The sequence below is a fragment of the Micromonospora sp. IBSANI012 genome (genome assembly GCF_052814045.1).
Genome location: NZ_CP199933.1, coordinates 1222157 through 1241972 on the forward strand (window position 1 = coordinate 1222157; position 19816 = coordinate 1241972).

Genomic DNA, 19816 nt, shown 5'->3' on the forward strand with positions numbered 1-19816 from the left:
GCGAGGATCGACCCGGAAGGAGCAGACTTGTCGCGGGCGGGCGAGGCACTAGCCGATCAGGAACGGGCGTGGAGGCCTCGGCTTCGAGTGGTGTCCCTGGCCTGTGAGCTGGACGTACCAGAGGAAGCAGTTCGTCCCACGCTGCAGAACCTCGGAAAGCTGTACAGGCACCTAAGCAACCCTGAGCGGCGAATTGTGCTGTTCGACCGCCTGCCGGCATGCGTGGTGGTCGGGCTATCCGGCATCGGCGCTATCGAATATAGCCACGGAACGTTCTGGCGCGCCGTCAGTCAGGAGATGGGTGTCCGGCTCGATGGCAGCGATCAGAGACTGCTCGGGGAAGCGTTCCGGCGGGCCCTTGACCGTTTCGACATGGCTCGTTTCACGAACTTTTCCCGAGTCAACGTCGACGAGATCCTCATGCACTCGGGTGTGCCCCTGTCTTGCCTCGCCGACTTTCTCAACGCACTGCTGCGTCAGCAGGCGCGGGACCCAGACGTTCTCACGCCCGCCGAGTTCATGGAGTGGGCAACCGGTCCCGGCTGGGAGTCCCGGTTGTATGACCTGGGGAAGCCGTTGCAGAACCTGCTCCGACACGGCGGCGCTTACGTCGAGGATCTGGTCGACCGGTGCCTGGAGCTCGTGGACCGGCTCCGGGAGCCGGTGTTCGTATCCGACGGCCTGCAGTTGCCGGAAAGCTTAGTCAGAGCGGCCGTAGGGCTGGCTGCGTCGGGAGTGCTCAATCTGTCGCAAACCCGGGAGACCGGTGCAGGAATGGGTACTCGTCCACGCCTCGCGCTGGATCCGTACGGGCGTGGGCTCACGCTGTGGTTGCCCCCGATACCCGACACCGAGAGCGGCGAGGTGACGTGGGACCTCGTCGTTGGTGCTGAGCCACAACGGGTACGGAGCCGCTCCGTTCATCCAGGAACCATGGACACCGCACCGGCTGTGAGCGTGCCTCTGCCACGGCCGGTCCGGCACGTTGACGTCAACCTGCGCGGATACGACCTGAGTCTCGTCCTTCCGGTCGTTGACCCGGACGACCCGCTGATGATCTTCACGGATGAAGGACGTCGAGTCCCCGCATCCGCTGCCCTGCCGCCCACATCCGTCTGGCTCATGTACCCCGCGGCCAGAGACGGATCTGAGCCGGTCGAGTTCGTTGGTTCTCCGATCTTCGGGGACGAGCCGCCCGCTCCGTATGGCTGGGAGCAGTGGCGGCTGCGTCAGATCAACCTGGCCGAGGTGACGCGGCTCCGGCTCGAGGACAAACCCTGGCGCAACGTCGAAGGCGGCAGGCGCCCGAAGCTCGAGGTTTCGCGTCCGCTCCCACACGTGCGCAGCTCGCTCGATGCCCCCATCTGGGCCGAGGCGCCGCACCTGCTCCTGCCCGGCGAACACGGCATGATCACGGGCTGGACCATCCGTGTCCGCCGCCCCGGCTCTGCTCAAGTCCTCTCGGTCAGAGACATCCAGGTGGGTGAGGACACACGAATCGACCCGTGGGCGGAGGTGAAACGTCCGCTCGTCGGGGCGTATGAAGTAACCGTTCGAGGACCGCTGGGCCGGGGCGTCTCGCACAAGTTCGAGTTCGCGGAAGGCCTGACTACGTCGTGGACGCCGGCGTGGCGAGAGCTGCGTTATACCGGCCTGCAACCTTGCACCGTCACGCCCAGCGCTGCTGACCCCGAACTCCACGTCACCCCTACCGCTGTTCGACTGACGTCCGATCAGCCATACGCCAACTTTCTCGTGAGTGCCCACGGCGAGGAGTGCGCCATCAAGGTCGCCCCGCCTCACCTGGCCGTTCAGGCCGCGGCTGGGGGCACCAGGGCCGACTGGTCGGTACGTCCAGCCCGCCTGGAGACCGAAACCATCGGCGAGACGCGACTCATGGTCCGCTTACCCGGGGAGATGCGAGCCGAGCTCGTTGTTTTCGATGGCGTCGTCCCGGTCCAGCGGATCGGCACCAGCGCTAAGGCCGCTCCCGGGATCGCCCGGTTCGAACTAGCACGCATCGCCGACACGATCCAGCGCCTCGGCACCGCGGAACTCAAGGTCGACCTCGAGGGCCTGCAGTTTCCGGTGGCGAGGTGCGTACCTCGTAGCCTCGCCAACGGCGTGAGCGTCGACGATGAGAGTGGCTGCCTTGTGGTGGAGGGCGGCGTCGTTGCCGAGGGCTTGATGGCTGGCATCTATCTGCCGTCCGCCCCCTGGCGGGAGCCCCACATTGTTGCGGTAGGCGACGACTTTCGTACGCCTCCGTTGCCGGACGTCGTCACATCGGCAGGGAATGTCGTTGTTCATCTGCGGATCGAGGACCCGTGGATCCCGCAGGAGTGGCCCCGGTGGCCCGAGGCGTCCAACACGTTCATCATTCGCGGCCGAGAGTGGCGGGACATCGGCGGCGACAGCGACGAGGCTGCGCTGTCGCGATACCTTGCGAGCGCTGGGCCGCTGCCTACCTCGTCGGGCGTTATCAAGCTGGCGTTCGACCTCTACCAACGCGCGGACGACGTCAAGGGAATCGGAATCCACGGAGACCTCCGCAGCGTTGCCGCAACGCTTCTCGCCGCAGATCCTCGTGCAGCCTTGGCCTCCATACTTCAAGAGCGGCTGTCACCGTCGATGACGGTGGCTCCGCTTGTGAGCTCCGGTCTCGTCATGCTCGCGCCCCAGCGCTACCTCTCTGACGACCATGAGATTGCGTTGTGGGGCCCTAGCCCGGTCGCGGCTGCCATCGCCTCCGCTCATCAGCTCGGGACGATGACGGTCCGCTCAGGGCTGTACGAGCGCATCGCAGCGGTGTGCGGCGCCCAAATGGTCGATACCTTGCTGATGGCCGACCAGGATCCGTACGCCGGCGTCGGCGCGTTCGGTGCCGAGGCCGAGCAGCTTGCTGCGATGGAACCGGAGCAGTTGGATGCGCTCTGGTCGGCCGCTCCGGTCGTGCCGGGTGGCCTTCTCGACGGTGACGAGCGCTGGAGTGCGGCGCGCGAGCTGTTCGACGCTCGACTTCGGCCCGGCCTGGTCAGCCTCGCAGGTAAGACGGAACGACACCTGCAGCTGCTCGTGCGCTCTCTCGAGCGCGTCGGCGGACCCGAACTCGCGGCGGCCGTGCGCGCTCGTGAACAGGGCCCGGGATGGCGTTCGCTGCCCGCGCTGTCGATCGCGCTGTGCCTCGCGTCGAGGCTTGCCGCGCGAGGGCACGAGCCGCTGGCGAGCGACATGTCGCGGCTAGTCAAGGGCCATGGCGTACTCGCCCGACGCGCGCCCCGGCTGACCACTGTCGATGTCGTACTGGCCGAACTCCTCGTGACGGGATTGGACCTATGAGCAAGCTCGACCCCATCGCGACGACCAAGGCGATGGTGGACGCGTACCAGCGGTACCTGCACACCCTGATCGAACCTCGCGACCCAAAGCTCGCCCGCGCGCTGGACGCGGCGATCGCCGCAGCGATCCAGGACGGCGTCACGAAAGGGCCGATCCTGGAGGTAACCCCGCCGTACGCCCAGGGACGGTCGCTCCGTGAGCTGATCGGGGAAGGGGTGCTCCACCCGGAGTTCGCCAGCTTGGCCGGGGGGCTTCCGCTGGACCGGCCGCTCTACGTTCACCAGGAGCAGGCCCTTCGGAAAGCGACCCAAGGCCGTAACCTCGTCGTGGCAACTGGTACCGGCTCGGGGAAGACCGAGAGCTTCCTGATCCCAATCCTCAATGAGCTCGTCGCTGAACGGGCAGCGGGCACCCTCGGGCCTGGAGTTCGCGCGCTGCTGCTCTACCCGATGAACGCCCTGGCGAATGACCAGATGAAGCGCCTCCGGGTGCTGCTCCGCGACATGCCCGACATCAACTTCGGCCGTTATACCGGGGACACGAAGCACACCATCCGGGCTGCCACCAGTGTCTTCGAGCAGCAAAACCCAGGAGAGCCACGGGTTCCGAACGAGTTGCTCAGCCGCGAAGAGATGCGGGCGACGCCGCCCCACATCCTGCTGACCAACTACGCGATGCTGGAGTACCTGCTGCTGCGTCCGCTGGACATGGACCTGTTTGAGGGGGACTTCGCCGGTAAGTGGCGGTTCATCGTTGTGGACGAAGCGCACGTATACGACGGTGCCCGGGGCGCCGAGCTCGCCATGCTGCTGCGCCGCGTTCGAGACCGCGTGGCACGAGGTGGCGTGATGCAATGCATCGCAACCAGCGCCACGGTCGGAGGCGATCCGGGTGCAGCTGCTCACTTCGCCTCGTCGCTGTTCAACGTCCCGTTTGAGTACGACGCCACGGACGCCTCTCGCCAGGACGTCGTCGGCGCCACCAGAATCGACCACCCTCGGGGCCAAGAGTGGGGGCCGATGCCAAGCGCTGCGTATGCACGCCTACTCGATGCCGACGATCCAGCGGCCGGGATTCTCGCCCATGCAGCCAAGGCCGGCTTCACTACCAGCGATGCTGGCGAAGCCCTGGCGCACGAGCAGCGGGTCATGCGCCTACGCAGCCTGTTGGCTCGAGGGCCGGTGCCGCTGCCTGACGTCGCCCGGGCACTGCTGCCCGGAGATGAGCAGGCCACCCCCGTGACGGCCGCCCTCGTCGCGCTAGCGAACTCAACACGGGACAAGACGGAGACGCCCGTGTTGTCCGCCCGGTACCACCTCTTTGCCCGTGCGACAGAAGGAGCATTCAGCTGCCTGGGGGGCAACGGCCCTCACGTCAGCTTGAACCGACGTGAACGCTGCGACTGCGGCGACGCGAGCTTTGAGTTTGGATGCTGCCGCCGCTGCGGCACGGTCTACCTCTCGGGAGCGCTGGAGCGGGTAGGCGCGAATAGGATCTTCAGGTCCCGACGGACTTTCGATGAGCGCCGGGTGTGGCTGGCCCTGGCTGACGTGCTGAGTGCGGGAGCTGACGAGGACGACCTCACCCTGAACCCGCTCAAGGCGGTCGCCGGAGACGAAGGCGGGCTTTGCCCACGATGCGGCACCTTCAAGGTGGGACCGGCGGGCAGCTGTCCGGCCGAGGGCTGCACCGGAGCCGAGATGCGGTCGGTGCGATTCATCAAGGACGGACAGGAAGAGCTGACGTCCTGCCTCACCTGCGGCGGCCGGGCCTCATCGCTGGTTCGGCTGTTCCAAACCGGCAACGAGGCTGCGGTCTCCGTCCTGGCCACCGCCCTTTACCAACTGTTGCCACCGGCACCCGAGATGGAACAGGCGAATCGGCCAGGTGGCGGTCGGAAGCTACTGCTGTTCAGCGACAGCCGGCAAGCGGCGGCGTACTTCGCGCCTTACCTCGACCAGTCGTACGGCCGCCTGCAACGACGGCGGCTGCTGTACCGCGGCATCCTCAAAAGCCTCGCCGTTGACGGCGACGTGCGGCTCACTGACGTGGTGACGCATGCCGCTGCTGAGGCCAACCAGTTCGGCGTCTTTGAGACGTACGACTCCAAGCAGGCTCGGGAACGGAAGGTTGCGCTCTGGGCCCAACAGGAGATCGTCGGCCTTGATGAGCGGCTGAGCCTTGAAGGGTCTGGTCTTGTCCGCTGGAGGATGTGGCGAGATCCTGCCTGGCAAGCCCCGCCACCTCTGCGGGCGCTTGGTTTGTCAGAGGACGAAGTCTGGGACTTGCTGAACGAGTTGGTGCGCTCCGTCCGCACGCAGGGCGTCGTGGGGCCCCTTGAAGGCGTAGATCCACGTGACGAGGCTTTCGACCCGCGGCGGGGACCTATCTACATCCGTGAGACGGGGGCGGAAGCCAAGCGGAAGGTGATCAGCTGGAGTCCGACCAGCGGCGTGAATAGGCGACTCAACTACCTGACCCGGCTGCTCGCCCGGCTTGGGTCACCCACCGACCCGGCCGCCCTGCTCCAGGGCACCTGGAGGTTCGCCACTCAAGGGCCTCCCAAGGCATGGTTCCGCACGACCAACGACGCCAAGCTTGGTGTGGTGCACCAACTAGAGCCGCGTTTGCTGATGTGTGAGTCGGCGGAGGGCGCAACCCTGTGGCAGTGCACGGTGTGCCGGAAACTCGTACCCGTCGGGGTGCGTGGGGTGTGCCCGACGATGAACTGCAACGGGGAGTTGCTGCCTTGGACGTTGCCGGCTGTCGAGGTGGACGGCGATCACTACCGGGCCATCTACCGGTCGATGAAGCCAATCCCGCTCGCAGTACGTGAGCACACCGCTCAGTGGAGGGGCGAGCAGGCGGCGGAGATCCAGCAGCAGTTTGTCCGTGGCGAGATCAACGCGCTGTCGTGTTCTACAACATTCGAGCTCGGCGTGGACGTCGGTGAGCTTCAGGCTGTCCTGCTCCGAAACGTCCCGCCCGCTACGGCCAACTACGTACAGCGTGCTGGGCGTGCTGGGCGACGGACCGACTCGGCCGCGCTGGTGGCCACCTACGCCCAGCGAAGGTCCCACGACCTGTCGAGGTTCGCGGAGCCGAGCCAGATGATCGCCGGGCAGGTGCGGGCTCCCTACATCCCCTCGGGGAACGTGCGCATCGACCGCCGGCACGCGCACTCAGTGGCTCTGGCGGCGTTCTTCCGGGACCAGTTCCGGGTGTTCGGGACCGTCTGGCGCCAGGTCGGGGAGTTCTTCCTACCCTCTGACGGGCAGCCTGCGCCGGTCGGCGTGGTCGCCGATTACCTACGACCAGTCCCTGATGCGGTGACCGAAGCACTCGCCAACGTCCTGCCGCTGACAGTGCAGCGGGAAATTGGCCTGGACTCCGGCGCGTGGGTTGACCACCTCGTGGACCTGCTCGAGACCGTCCGCGTCGAGGTCGAACATGACTTTGCGATTTACGCCGACAAGCGCGACGAGGCGGTCGAAGCCCGGAATTATCGTCAGGCAGATCTTTTCACGCGGCTGATGAACACGATCACCTCCCGTGAGCTCCTCGGCTTCCTCGGTAACCGGAACGTGCTACCGAAATACGGCTTCCCCGTCGACACGGTCGAGCTCAAGCTCGGCTTCGCCGATCCAGAGGAGGCCAAGAAACTTGAGTTGTCGAGAGACCTCAGCAGCGCGATCTACGAGTACGCGCCGGGTTCGGAGATTGTCGCCGGCGGCCGGCTCTGGCGCTCGGGAGGCATCTACCGCCTCCCAGAGCGGGAGCCCGAGCGCCGGTACTACGCGGTCTGTGGGAATTGCAACTACTACCGGGAAGACCTCGACCGACTCGACTCGGTGTGTCCCTCGTGTGGGGCCCAGCTGACCGGTGCACCCCGCCGCTACATGGTGCCGCTCTTCGGCTTTGTGGCAAGTCGCGAGGCGTCACGCGCCCCTGGTGGCAAGCCCCCGGTGCGTTCCTGGCACGGCGGCACCTATGTCGTCTCTCCAGGTGCGGAGGTCGAGGAGAGCATCCACGACTTGCCAGGAGGGAAGATTACTGCGCGAAGCGGCACCCGAGGTGAACTGATAGCCATCAGCGACGGCCGGGGTGGGAGCGGGTTCCTCATCTGCAGCTGGTGCGGCTTTGGCCTGCCGAACGGGAACAAGGCCCCGAGCAAGCACGAGAAGCCCGTCAATGGCAAGCCTTGCACGGGGCCATTTGAGAGTCTGTCGCTTGCCCACAAGTACCAGACCGACGTACTGGAGCTGAGCGTTGAGGGAGCCGCTGTTGTCGGACTAGACACAGACGCCTGGCGGTCGGTCCTGTACGCGATCGTGCAGGGCAGCAGCGAGGAGCTAGAGATCTCCCGGGATGACATCGACGGGACGGTCTTTGTGACTGACACCGGCGGCACCGCCCTGATGCTCTTCGACACCGTGCCCGGTGGCGCAGGCCACGTCCGCAAGATCGCGCAGAACCTCACGGCTGCTCTGGCGCGGGCGCTAAAGACCGTCAGTGACTGCGAGTGCGGACCCGAAACGAGTTGCTACCGGTGTCTTCGCGTGTTCCGCAACGAGAAGCACCACGAGCGGTTACGTCGCGGCGCCGCGGCCGATGTTCTCGCCCGGCTCATCGGCAGAGCCCCCACCGCCACAGCTGGCCTGCTGCGGCTGAGCCTGGCTGAGCTGCCCCAGGCCGGCGCCATCGAGACGCGGTTTCTGCTCGATGAGGCCCCGGGAGAGGTGTTCGAGCCCGTGGCCAACAACCATCTCGACCTCTACGACGGCCGAGTGGTTATCGCGTCCATCTCCGGGGTGCCAGACGTTGGCAGGCTGTGGCTCCGCTACGACGACGCTGGGATCGCTGAGGCGGGCATCCATCCTCAGATTGGCGAGGCGGTGCTTGCGGCAGCCGAGGAAGTGGAGGTGATGGCGGTCTCTGTGTGAGAAGCGCCTGTACAGCCGACCTGCGTGGCTATCCATGCGGTAGTCGCCCGTAGCAGTATCAACATCCGGGGCTATTGACAGCGTGGAGTAGTCGGTCCGATCTAACCAAAGGGATGACCGGCCTGGGGTCCCGCAGCCGGGACTCCCGGCGATAGGGTCCGAGGACCGTCAGTGGGAAGTGGGGTGACGGTGCTTACCGAGCTGGCACTGCGGCCTGCGGTTGAGGCCGAGCGCATGATCTCGGCGGTCGTTGCTGACCTCCGCTGCGGCGAACGCCGGGGCGTCGTGGTCGACTCGCCGCCCGGGGCCGGCAAGTCCAACCTTGTCGTGCGCGCAGCTGTCGAGCTGGCCGCCGCCGGTGAGCCGCTGATCGTCATCGCCCCCACCAACGAACAGGTCGACGACCTCGTCGACCGCCTGGCGCGCCAGACACCTGCAATAACTGCACGACGGCGAGGTCGTCCGTCGACAGCGACCGCCTATCTGGTCTGGGGGTATCGGCATGGCCGAGACGCTCTATAAGGACACGACCTACACCGTCTCCCTGCTGGTGCAGTCGATCGCGATGGGCAAGGTGGCGCTGCCCGACATCCAACGGCCGTTCGTGTGGCAGGCGGCCAAGGTCCGAGCGTTGTTCGACTCGATGTACAAGGGCTTTCCGGTTGGCTACTTGCTCTTCTGGGAGACAGGTGCCGACGCGGGGGCTCGGCAGATCGGCGTCGACACGGCAAAGGTGGTGCCGAACCACCTGATCGTTGACGGGCAGCAGAGGCTGACGTCGCTCTTCGCCGTCATGACTGGTACCAAGGTGCTGCGCGACGACTACTCCGAGGCGCGCATCCGGATCGCATTCCGACCGTCTGATGCGACCTTCGCGGTGACTGATGCCGCGATCGAAAAAGACCCGGAGTTCATTCCCGATATCAGTGTGCTATGGCAGCCGGGCGGCAAGAGGGCGACCACCAAGGGATATCTCAAGGCGGTGAGCGCACGCAGAGAGATCGACGATGCCGAGGAAGAGCGACTGGAGGAGGCGATCGACAGGCTCTATGACCTGCAGCACTACCCCTTCAAGGTGGTCGAACTCTCGGCCTCCGCCGATGAGGAGCAGGTCGCGGAGATCTTCGTCCGGATCAATAGCGAGGGCGTGGCCCTCATCCAGGCCGACTTCATCCTCACCCTGATGTCGGTGTTCTGGGAGAAGGGGCGTCGCGATCTGGAGGAGTTCTGTCGCGCTTGCCGGACTCCCTCGCTTAGCGGTGCCTCGCCGTTCAACTGGTACATTCAGCCCCAGCCGCCGCAACTGCTCCGCGCCACAGTGGCGGTCGCCTTCCGACGTGCGGTCCTGAAGCACATGTACACCTTGCTGCGCGGGAAGGACCTGGATACCGGGAAGCCTTCACCCGAGCAGCGGGATGCCCAGTTCGCCCGGTTGGCGGCAGCGCAGGAGCACGTACTCAACCTGACCCACTGGCACGAGTTCCTGCTATGTCTGGAGCGGGCTGGGTTCCGTGGGAAGAAGATGATCTCCAGCGAGAACGCGATCATCTTCTCGTACGCGATCTGGCTGATCGGTCGCGTTGACTTCGGCGTGCCTGTCACGCGGCTGCGCGAGGTGATCGCCCGTTGGTTCTTCATGGCCCACACCACGTCGCGGTACTCCGGTTCCTTTGAAACGCAGGTGGAGCGGGACCTCTCCCAGCTTTCGGGAGTAGCTGCCGGTGATGCCGACGGTTTCGTGCGGGTCCTCTCCAAGATTGTGGATGACACCCTGACCTCCGATTTCTGGGAGATCACGCTGCCGAACGAGCTGTCGAGCTCGGCATCGAAATCGCCGGCACTGCTGGCATATATCGCCGCGTTGAATATCGTGGATGCGGATGCCTTGCTTTCCACGGGCAAGGTCCGTGCTCGCCTGGACCCGGCTGTCACTGCAAAAAAGGGTATTGAGCGGCATCACCTGTTCCCGCGCGCCTATCTCCGCAAGCAGAAGATCACCGACACCAAGAGGATCAACCAGATCGCCAACATGGCACTCGTCGAGTGGCATGACAACATCGCAATCTCCGACCAGGCACCCGCCGAGTACTGGCCGGATCAGCTCACCAAGAAAAAGCTGCGCGAGCCGGATCTCGCCAAGCAGATCCGCTGGCATGCGTTGCCAGGTGACTGGACTAAGTTGTCCTACGACGAGTTCCTCGCCCAGCGGCGAAGGCTGATGGCCGGCGTGGTTCGGTCGGCGTTCGGACGGCTCACCGACCAGCATTATTCGCCCGTCTACCCTCCCGCCGGTCTACCTGTGGTTGAGGCGATCCCGTCGCGCACCCAATACGCCGTGCGGGTCGTCGATCTGCTGGACGCCGGGTTGCTGAGCGCCGGGGCGGTGCTGATCAATCCAACCGATGACGTGGAAGCGACCGTCCTCGCCGATGGCCGGATCGAGTTCGACGGCAATACCTACGACTCGCCGTCGGGCGCCGGAGACGCGGCGCACGGCCGGACCACCAACGGCTGGGCGTATTGGCTTGCAGACGTAGACGGCCTCCGGCCACTCGCCGCACTGCGTGATGAGTTGCTCAAGTCGGAGGAACCGAAGCCCTGACAACATCAAGGCTCGGGGCTGACTGTATGAACGCCGGAAGGAGGTCCCAGGGTGGGGGCCAGTTGTGCCCCGAAGCCTTGTGACTCGGCTCTTGATGGTGGGCGTAGAGGGTGTGCTGCTGTTCCAGGCAGCTGCCGGTGGAGCAGGTAAGGTGCCAGAGTTCGTCCGAGGGTCAAGGGAGCCAGTGCATGCGTGAGGATTCGCCGCGCTGGGAGCAGATCAACGCCAGCTCCTACACCTGGGAACAGGAGGGGCTGCGCGAGCTTGCCAGCTACCTGCCCGACGCCGACCCGTACCACGTCTGGGCGAACGTCGAGTTCGTCGGCGCCGACGGCTCCATCAACGAGGTCGACGCCCTGGTGCTCACCCCCAGCGGGCTCTACGTGCTAGAGCTGAAGCACTGGCAGGGCGAGATCCGTGGCGACGGGACCCAGTGGGTGCGCCGGGCGCCGAACTCCCGACTGATCCCCGAGGACAACCCGTACATCCTGGCCAACCGGAAGGCGAAGCGGCTGGCCAGCCTGATCCGCTACTACGCGCGGCAGCACGGGCGGGAAGGTCAGGCGCCGTACGTCGGCGCGGCGGTGTTCCTGCACGCCAGGGGAATGCGAGCGAGCCTGGACGCCATCGGCGGCCAGCACGTCTACGGCCTGGAGGGGCACGACTCCGGGCTGCCCGGCCTCAAGGATCTGCTGCTTACCCCGCCCCGCAACCCGGCGCACCGGGTGGACGAGGCGCGCGGGCGGCAGATCGTCGAGCTGGTCCGCGGCGCCAAGATCCGGCCGTCGGTGGCGGACCGGAAAATCGGCCAACTGCTGCTGCACCCCAAGCCGTTTGCGGAGGGTCTCGGCTGGCAGGACTTCCTCGCCGGGCACGCGCTGGACACCTCGCTGGTGCGTCGGGTGCGGTTCTACCTGACCAGCCGAGCCGCCGAGCATGAGGTGCCGGCGATCCGCAAGGCGGCGGAGCGGGAGTTCCGCCTGTTGCAGGGCATCCACCATCCCGGGGTGGCCCGGGCGCATGACCTGGTCGAACATTCCTGGGGCCCGGCGGTCGTCTTCGACCACCAGCAGGACTGGGTACGCCTCGACCAGTGGCTGCTGCGCCGCGGTGACTCGTTGACCCTGGTCCAGCGGCTGCAACTGGTGCAGGATCTCGCCGAGATCATTGACTACGCGCACTCCCGCCGGCTGGCTCACCGGGCGCTCTCGCCCCGGGCGATCTATGTCGGCGACCCGGAAGGGTCGCGCCCCACGCTGGTGGTGACCGACTGGCAGACCGGTGGGCGGTTGAGCGGCAGCACCCAGCTCACCCGACTGGGCCCGTCGAGCGACCCGGCCAGCCTGGAGCTGTTCTTCGACGACGAGGTCCGCCGCTACCAGGCGCCGGAAGCCGAGAACGCCACCCGACTGCCCGGCCATCAGCTCGACGTGTTCTCCCTCGGAGCGCTGGCGTACCGGATCTTCGCCGGAGCGGCCCCGGCCGCTACGCCGGAGGAACTGGTCAGCGCGGTCCGCGACAGCGGCCTGCACCTGGACGCCGCGGTCGACGGGATGCCGCACACGCTGGTCACCCTGGTCTACGACGCGACCCGGGGCGATCCCGCGCAGCGGCTCGCCGGAGTGTCGGCAATCCGTGGGGGCCTGGAGAAGGTGTGGGAGGAGCTGACCGCGCCGGAGCCGGAGCCGGTGGCCGATCCGCTCTCAGCCCACCGGGGCGACCTGCTCGACGGCGGCCTGGAGGTGAAGGACCGGCTCGGTTCCGGCGCCACCGCCGTCGCCCTGCTGGTCACCCGGGCCGGCGGGGACTCCCGCGAGCTGGTGTTGAAGGTGGCCCGCGACGAGCAGCACGAGGAGCGGCTGACCGCGGAGGCGCGTACCCTCGCGAGGTTGAAGCACCCCCAGGTGGCCGCGCTGGTCGACGGCCCGGTGCGGGTCGGCGGCCGGACCGCCCTGCTGATGGAGAGCGCCGGGCCGCGGACCCTCGCCGAGGAGCTGCGCGGCGGCCGGCTCGCGTTGGACCTGCTGGAGCGGTACGGGCGGGACCTGCTCGACATCGTCAACTACCTCGACGGCCAGGGTGTCTGGCACCGTGACCTGAAGCCGGCCAACCTGGCGGCCCGGCCGAGGCCGAAGGACAAGCAGCCGCACCTGTGCGTCTTCGACTTCTCGCTCTCCTCCGCTCCCGCGGACCAGCTCGGCGCGGGCACCGTCGGCTACCTCGACCCGTTCCTCGGGCCGCCGCGCCGGCTGCGCTACGACGCGGCGGCGGAGCGGTTCGCAGCGGCGGTCGTCCTCTACGAGATGGCGACGGGCATTTTGCCCCGGTGGGGCGACAACGCCAACCCGGCCGCCGTCAGCGATGAGGTGAGCCTCGACCCGGCGGTGTTCGACCCGGCGGTCGCCGACCGGCTGGTGGAGTTCTTCGGCCGGGCGCTTGCCCGGGATGCGGCGGCCCGGTTCGACACGGTCGACGAAATGACCGACGCCTGGCGGGCCATCTTCCAGCAGGTCCCGCAGCCGGCCGTGACTCCGGTCGGCCCGGTGCCGGCGGTGGTGGGGCTGACCCGCGAGTCGCCGTTGGAGGTCACCGAGCTGACCGCCCGGGCGCGCTCGGCGCTGGAGCGACTCGGCATGCACACCGTCGGCGAGCTGCTGGACGCGGAGCCGTCGGCGCTGACCCGGGCCAAGGGGGTGCCGGACGCCACCCGCAAGGAGATCCTCGCCCAGGCGCGAGCGTTGCGCGCCGTGCTGCCCGGCGGCAGCGAAGCGGTCGCTCTCGAGGAGCAGCCGCAGGCCCAGGGCGTGGAGGCGCTCTGCGCGACCCTGCTGCCCGCCTCGACCTCCCGCAACCACCGGACGCTGGCCGTCCTGCTCGGGCAGACACCCACCGACGACGGCACGTTCCTGTGCTGGCCGGCGCAGAGTGAGGCGGCCCGGGCCACCGGCCGGAGTCAGCCGCAGATCTCCAAGCTGATCAACGCACAGGCCAAGACGTGGCTGGGAGTGTCGGCGCTGGAGGCGGTGCGCAACGAGATCGTGGCGCTGCTCGACGCCCGTGGCGCGGTGATGTCCGCCGAGGAGCTGGCCCAGGCGCTGATCGCCGCGCGTGGCTCCTACACGCCCGCGCCGAAGCGGCTGCCGCAGGCGGTCGGGCTGGTCCGCGCCGCCGTCGAGGCTGAGCTGAGCACCGGCGGGGACGCCCGGGTGGCCATCCACCGGTTCCGCACCTCCGGCACCGTCCTGGTCGGCCGGGAGCCGGACGATCCGGCGTCCGACGTCACCGCCGCCGACTTCCTCGGGTACGTGGTGGAGCTGGGCGGCCGGGCCGCCGAGCTGGCCGCCGCCGACCCCCTGCCAACCCGGCAGCGAGCCGTCGAGGAGCTGCGCCGGCTGCCCGCGCCGGCCGGGATGTCAGCCGTGGCCGACCTGCGGCTGTTGCAGCTCGGGGCGATCGGGAGCAATGACCGGGTCGACGTCAACGCGCAGGGGCAGCTCTACCCGGTGGGGATGCCGGCGGAGCGCGCGCTGCGGTTGTCGGTGGGCAGCCTGATCGGCCAGCGGCTTAGCGAAGACCAGATCCGCGACCGGGTGCACAGCCGCTTCCCGCGGGCCGAGAGGGTGCCGAACCGGCCCAAGCTGAACGACCTGCTCGCGGCGGCCGAGGTGCCGCTGACCTGGCACCCGCTCGACCGGGTGTACGGGCCAGCGACCACGGCGGCGTCGGTGACCGGTACCCGGATGGCGAGCACCCATGCGCCGCTGCTCGGGCTCACCGCCGCCGACGAGGTGGGGGAGAAGCTCGCCTCGGCCATCGAGCGGCGGGCCTTCCTCGCGGTGCTGGCGCCGCTGCGCCGGCTCGGCCCGGCCCGGCGAGCGCTGCTGGCTCGGTTGCCGCTGACCGAAGTGGACGTCACGGCGATCCTGCTGGACCGGCTCCGCGCGGTGGGCTTCCCGTGGGAGGCGATCGTGGCGGCCGACAACGGCTCGCCGCTGGACGCCGACTTCCGCAGCCTGGTGGACCTGGTCCGGCACCAGGTGGTCCCGGCGGTCAGTGCGGCGATCGCCGCCGCCGACGGGCCGGTGCTGATCACCGAGTCGGCGCCGCTGGCCCGGTACGGGCAGCTCGGGCTGCTCCAGGAACTGGCCGATCCGACCCGGCCCCGGCCGGCGGCCCGGCTGCTGCTGGTGCCGGCGCGGCGTCCCGAGCCGGCGGTGCTGGACGGGGTGCAGTTGCCGCTGACCTCACCGGCCAGCCAGTCGCTGTGGCTGGCTGAAGACTGGCTCTACCCGGCTGGTGCCCCAAGCGCCACCGCCGGGTAGCCGGTATCGGGACACACATCGTGGCCGGCTCGCGCTCGTTCCGCCGGTGCCACTGTGGACCACCGAGCAGTAGTCTTCCGATGTGGAAGCCTTCGAGTCCTTCGTCGCCATCGCTCTGCAGGACGAGGGCTTCGTGGTGTCAGAGGCGGTGAAGTTCCCGGTGACGCAGCCGACCGCCAAATCCGCTTACGTGGAGATGCAGACGCATGGCTTCGAGGTGGATCTCGTTGCCGCTCGCGCTGATCGGCTTGTGCTGGCCACCGTCAAGTCGGCCTTCGGATCCCGAGGGGTCGTCGCCGAGCATGTCACGGGAACAACCGAAAACACGCGGGCGAGGAAGCTCTATGCCCTCCTGAACAACCAGACGGTACGCGATGCTGTCGTCCTCGGCGCGTCTCAGCGGTTCGGCTACTGCGTCGATCAGATTGAACTTCGCTTGTACGTCGGCCGGTTCGCGGCGCCGACCACAGGAGCGCACGAGGTCAAGATCCGGGACTGGTGCGGGGGACAGAACGTGGGAGCCGGTCCCATCCGAGTCTTCGGCGTCGGTGACGTCGTCGCGAAAGTCGTCCAAGCTGCCGCCAAGAAGCAGTACCGGAACAATCCGGTGCTTGTGACGATGAAGGCGCTCGAAGCGGCTGGCCTGCTGAAACTGGCCCTTCCGGATCACCCCGACGACGTTGGCACACTGACTTGAACGCTCAACGGCGAGAGGATTGTCATGCCACACATCACCGACCGCGTCATCCTGCGGGCCTGGCGGCAGCGAGGCGAGACGGGACGCATCCATTACGTCACCGCCAAGGCTGGCGGTGGCGAACGACGGCTGTACGTCGATGAGGGCAGCGCTCTCTACACGGTTCTCGAAGGTCACCTTCTTGCCGTTGGCTACACCGGCCCGGCGAGCGGCAAGGGCGACGAGGAGTAGGGAGGTGGCGCCGAAGGCGATTCGGGGTAGTGGCGGCCGGACCCGCTACCCGTAGAATCTGCCGGTGATCGAGCTGAAGGCGCTTCAGGCGCAGGTCAAGACCCTGGTAGAGGACCTGCGCGGGCAGGTCGCGGAGGCGCCGGCCCTGCGCGCGGAGCTGCGTCGAGAGCACGCCCAGGCCAAGGCCGCCGAGCGGGTCGGCGGCAGCTTCGAGACCTGGCTCGACGACGTGCTCGACCAGGCGGCGGTGGCCTGGGTGCTCGGCTGCGTGTTCGTCCGGTTCTGCGAGGACAACGAGCTGGTCGAGAAGCTGTGGATCGGCGGTGCCGACCCGGCCGCGCCCGCCGAGCGGGCGGTGCAGCACCGGCAGGCATACCTGATCGCCAGCCCCCGGGACAACGATCGGCACTGGTTGCGGGAGGCGTTCGGCTACCTGCGCGGACTCAAGGCCACCGGCAAGATCTTCGACCAGCACAACCCGGTGTGGCGGTTCGACATCTCCGGCCCGGCCGCGGAGGAGCTGAGCGACTTCTTCCGCCGGGGCGCCGGCCAGGAGTCGCTGCGCCGCGACGACCTGAACACCCGCTTCCTGGGCGACCTCTACCAGGACCTGTCGGCGCACGCGAAGAAGACATACGCGCTGTTGCAGACGCCGGAGTTCGTGGAGGAGTTCATCCTCGACCGCACCTTCGAGCCGGCGGTCAAGGAGTTCGGCCTCGCCGCGACCAGCGTGATCGACCCGACCTGCGGGTCCGGCCACTTCCTGCTCGGCGCGTTCCACCGTCTGGTTCGAAAGTGGCAGGACCGGGAGCCGGCCACCGACGTCAAGGTGCTCGCCGAGCGGGCGCTCGGGCAGGTGACCGGCGTCGACATCAACCCGTTCGCGGTGGCGATCGCCCGGTTCCGGCTGTTGATCGCCGCGATGAAGGTGTGCGGGCTGACCAAGTTGGAACGCACGCCGGAGTGGCCGATTCGGGTGGCAACCGGCGACTCCCTGCTGCCGTGGGACGGGTACCGCTCCCGGGCACAGGGCGATCTGCTCAAAGTGCTGGCGAGTCAGGCGGAGGAGAAAAACGAAGCCGAGGCAGGGAGAAAGCAAATTTTCGCATACGAGAGCGAGGACGCCGACCTTCTCAAGGACTACCTGGCTGAGAACCAGTACACGGTGGTGGTAGGCAACCCGCCCTACATCACCGTCTCCGACAGCGCCCGCAACCAGCTCTACCGCAGCATCTACCCGACGGTCTGCCACCGTCAGTACGCGCTGACCGTGCCCTTCGCCAAGCGCTTCTTCGATCTGGCTAAGTGGTCCGACGAGCACGGCGAGGGTTCCGGCCACGTCGGCCAGATTACGGGTAACGCTTTTATGAAGCGCGAGTTCGGCAAGCATCTGATTGAGAAGTATTTCGCACATGAAGTCGAGTTGACGGAAGTCATTGACACTTCCGGTGCCTTCATTCCCGGTCACGGCACGCCCACCGTAATCCTGGCCGGTCGCGCCAACAAGCGCCGCCGCTCGCCCAACCTTCGTGCGGTCCTCGGTGTCCGAGGGGAGCCAGCCACGCCGGACAACGCATCCGAAGGTTCGGTGTGGACGGCGATCACGACTCAAATCGACCATCCGGGTTCGAATTCTTCCTGGGTTACGGTGGTCGACCTGCCCCGCCAACAGTTAGCCACGCATCCGTGGAGCCTGTCGGGTGGAGGTGCGGTCGATCTGATGAAGCTCCTTAACAGCTCATCGGATCGACTTTCGACTAAAGCCGCCATGGGCTTTGCCGCAATCACCGGAGAGGACGATGCTTATCTCCTCGATGCCGCTAGCGTTCGGAGACACGCGGTTGAGGCAAGTCGACGCTCGGTAAGCGGCGAGGACGTCCGTGACTACATTTTGCGCGACGGGCCCGTCTGCATTTTTCCCTACGACGGGAAACTCGTGCGCACGGCAGCCCACCAGATTCCAGCCCTTATGCGAGTCCTATGGCCGAACCGGCGGGTGCTACAGGTGCGCAAGCGTTTCGGGCAGGCGGTCGAATCAATCGATCACCTGGAATGGTATGATATTCGAGAACTGTATCGGGACAAGTTGAAAACGCCACTCTCGATCGCTCTTGCAGAGGTGGCGACGCATAATCACTTCGTGTTGGACCGGGGCGGAAAGGTATTCAACAGGACCGCACCAGTTATTAAGTTGCCGGAGACCGCGACCGAGGACGACCATCTCCGATTGCTGGGAGTGCTAAATAGCTCGACCTCCTGCTTCTGGCTCAAGCAGTCTTGCTTCCCAAAGGGTGGCAGTGGAATCGGGCGGGGTATCCAGCCGGAGAGTTGGATGGAGCGCTATGCGTTCAACGCGATGAACGTTGAACGGTTCCCGCTTCCAGAAGCGTACCCGTTGGAGCGGGCGCGCGAGCTGGATGGGCTGGCGCAGCGGCTGTCTAGCCTGACCCCGGCGGCGGTTGCCGCCTCGGGGGTGCCTACCCGGCAGCGGCTCGCGGATGCTGAGGTCGAGTACCACTCGGTACGGGCGCGGATGGTCGCGCTCCAGGAGGAGTTGGACTGGGAGGTCTACCGGCTCTACGGGCTAATCGACGAGGACCTGACCTGCGCCAACCCGCCGGAGCTGGCGTTGGGCGAGCGGGCTTTCGAAATCGTCCTGCACACCGGTGGGGCGCAGACCGAGTGGTTCAATCGGCACGGGTCCAAGCCGATCGACCGACCGCAGCCGCACTGGCCGGCGGAGTACCGGTCCCTGGTCGAGCGGCGGATCGCTGTGATTGGGTCCAACCGGCACATCGGGTTGATTGAGCGGCCAGAGTGCAAGCGGCGCTGGTCCACCGACGGGTGGGAAAAGATGCAGTCGGCCGCGTTGCGGGACTGGCTGCTCGACCGGTTGGAGGCGCCGGAGCTGTGGGGCGGGCAGCCGACGCCGCTGTCGGTGGCGCAGCTCGCCGACCGGGTTGGCCATGGCCAGGATTTTCGGGCGGTGTTGGACCTGTGGGTCGGGCATGACAACTACGACCTGACCCGGACGCTGGGTCTGCTGATCGCCGACGAGCATGTGCCGTATCTGCCAGCGCAGCGTTACAAGCCGTCCGGGCTGCGCAAGCGGGCGCAGTGGGAGCGGACCTGGGCGTTGCAGCGCCGCGAGGACGCGGGGCAGAAGGTCGAGATCGAGGTGCCGCCGAAGTACTCCTCCGCGGACTTCATCCGGCCGTCGTACTGGAAGGCGCGCACGAAGCTCGACGTGCCGAAAGAGCGGTTCATCTCCTACCCCCAGGCGGGTCGGGACAGCGACGGCAGTGAACTGCTCGGCTGGGCCGGGTGGGACCACCTGGCGCAGGCGCAGGCGCTTGCCACGGTTTACCTCGACCGGAAGACGCAGGAGGCGTGGCCGGCGCACCGGCTGCTGCCGCTGCTCGCCGGGCTGGTGGAAATCGAGCCGTGGCTGCACCAGTGGCACTCGGGCGAGCAGCCAGGCTTCCCTGGGTCGCCCGCCGAGTTCTTCACCGACTTCATCAACGCCGAGCTGTCCCAGCTCAGCTCCGACCGCTCCGCGCTGGCGCTGCTTCGAGGTGTGCCAGAACTGTCTTGAGTCGCGTCAAGCGCCAGCAGTTACCCGACCAGAATGGGTCGGTCGGATGCTGGCATCCTGCACTGCTGGGTCTAATGGCGTTGAGAT

General features: G+C 67.2%; 8 protein-coding genes. All 8 read left to right on the top strand.

The window, feature by feature from the left end; translation table 11 throughout:
* Nucleotides 1-195: 195 nt before the first annotated feature.
* Complete coding sequence (locus tag ACTWM8_RS05885; protein ID WP_446212906.1) at nucleotides 196-3339, top strand: hypothetical protein; 3144 nt, start codon at nucleotides 196-198, stop codon at nucleotides 3337-3339.
* Entirely contained in the window at nucleotides 3336-8282 is a 4947-nt protein-coding gene (locus tag ACTWM8_RS05890) for a DEAD/DEAH box helicase (protein WP_446212907.1), read from the top strand. Before ACTWM8_RS05885 ends, ACTWM8_RS05890 begins: the two co-directional genes overlap by 4 nt.
* Nucleotides 8283-8471: 189 nt before the next feature.
* The gene (locus tag ACTWM8_RS05895; protein ID WP_446212908.1) at nucleotides 8472-8804 is read left to right on the top strand and encodes an AAA domain-containing protein; all 333 of its coding nucleotides are present in this window, start codon (nucleotides 8472-8474) and stop codon (nucleotides 8802-8804) included.
* Nucleotides 8785-10884 (top strand): GmrSD restriction endonuclease domain-containing protein, encoded by a 2100-nt coding sequence (locus ACTWM8_RS05900; RefSeq protein ID WP_446212909.1) that lies wholly within the window; start codon nucleotides 8785-8787, stop codon nucleotides 10882-10884. The genes ACTWM8_RS05895 and ACTWM8_RS05900 overlap by 20 nt, the downstream gene beginning before the upstream one ends.
* A gap of 188 nt (nucleotides 10885-11072) precedes the next feature.
* A complete protein-coding gene (pglW, locus tag ACTWM8_RS05905) occupies nucleotides 11073-15206 on the top strand; it encodes a BREX system serine/threonine kinase PglW (RefSeq protein ID WP_446212910.1) in 4134 nt (1377 codons plus the stop codon).
* Nucleotides 15207-15288: 82 nt separating this feature from the next.
* Nucleotides 15289-15903 (top strand): hypothetical protein, encoded by a 615-nt coding sequence (locus ACTWM8_RS05910; RefSeq protein WP_446212911.1) that lies wholly within the window; start codon nucleotides 15289-15291, stop codon nucleotides 15901-15903.
* 24 nt (nucleotides 15904-15927) lie between these two features.
* On the top strand, nucleotides 15928-16134 hold the full coding sequence (locus tag ACTWM8_RS05915) for a hypothetical protein (protein WP_446212912.1): 207 nt from the start codon (nucleotides 15928-15930) through the stop codon (nucleotides 16132-16134).
* A gap of 64 nt (nucleotides 16135-16198) precedes the next feature.
* Nucleotides 16199-19729: a BREX-2 system adenine-specific DNA-methyltransferase PglX gene (gene pglX, locus ACTWM8_RS05920; protein ID WP_446212913.1), complete on the top strand. Its 3531-nt coding sequence runs from the start codon at nucleotides 16199-16201 to the stop codon at nucleotides 19727-19729.
* Nucleotides 19730-19816: the final 87 nt, after the last annotated feature.

Bases quoted from the DNA above. Each gene is read 5' to 3' on its own strand.
- ACTWM8_RS05890 (WP_446212907.1), top strand. From the start codon at position 3,336: ATGAGCAAGCTCGACCCCATCGCGACGACCAAGGCGATGGTGGACGCG.
- ACTWM8_RS05900 (WP_446212909.1), top strand. From the start codon at position 8,785: ATGGCCGAGACGCTCTATAAGGACACGACCTACACCGTCTCCCTGCTG.
- pglW (WP_446212910.1), top strand. From the start codon at position 11,073: ATGCGTGAGGATTCGCCGCGCTGGGAGCAGATCAACGCCAGCTCCTAC.
- ACTWM8_RS05915 (WP_446212912.1), top strand. From the start codon at position 15,928: ATGCCACACATCACCGACCGCGTCATCCTGCGGGCCTGGCGGCAGCGA.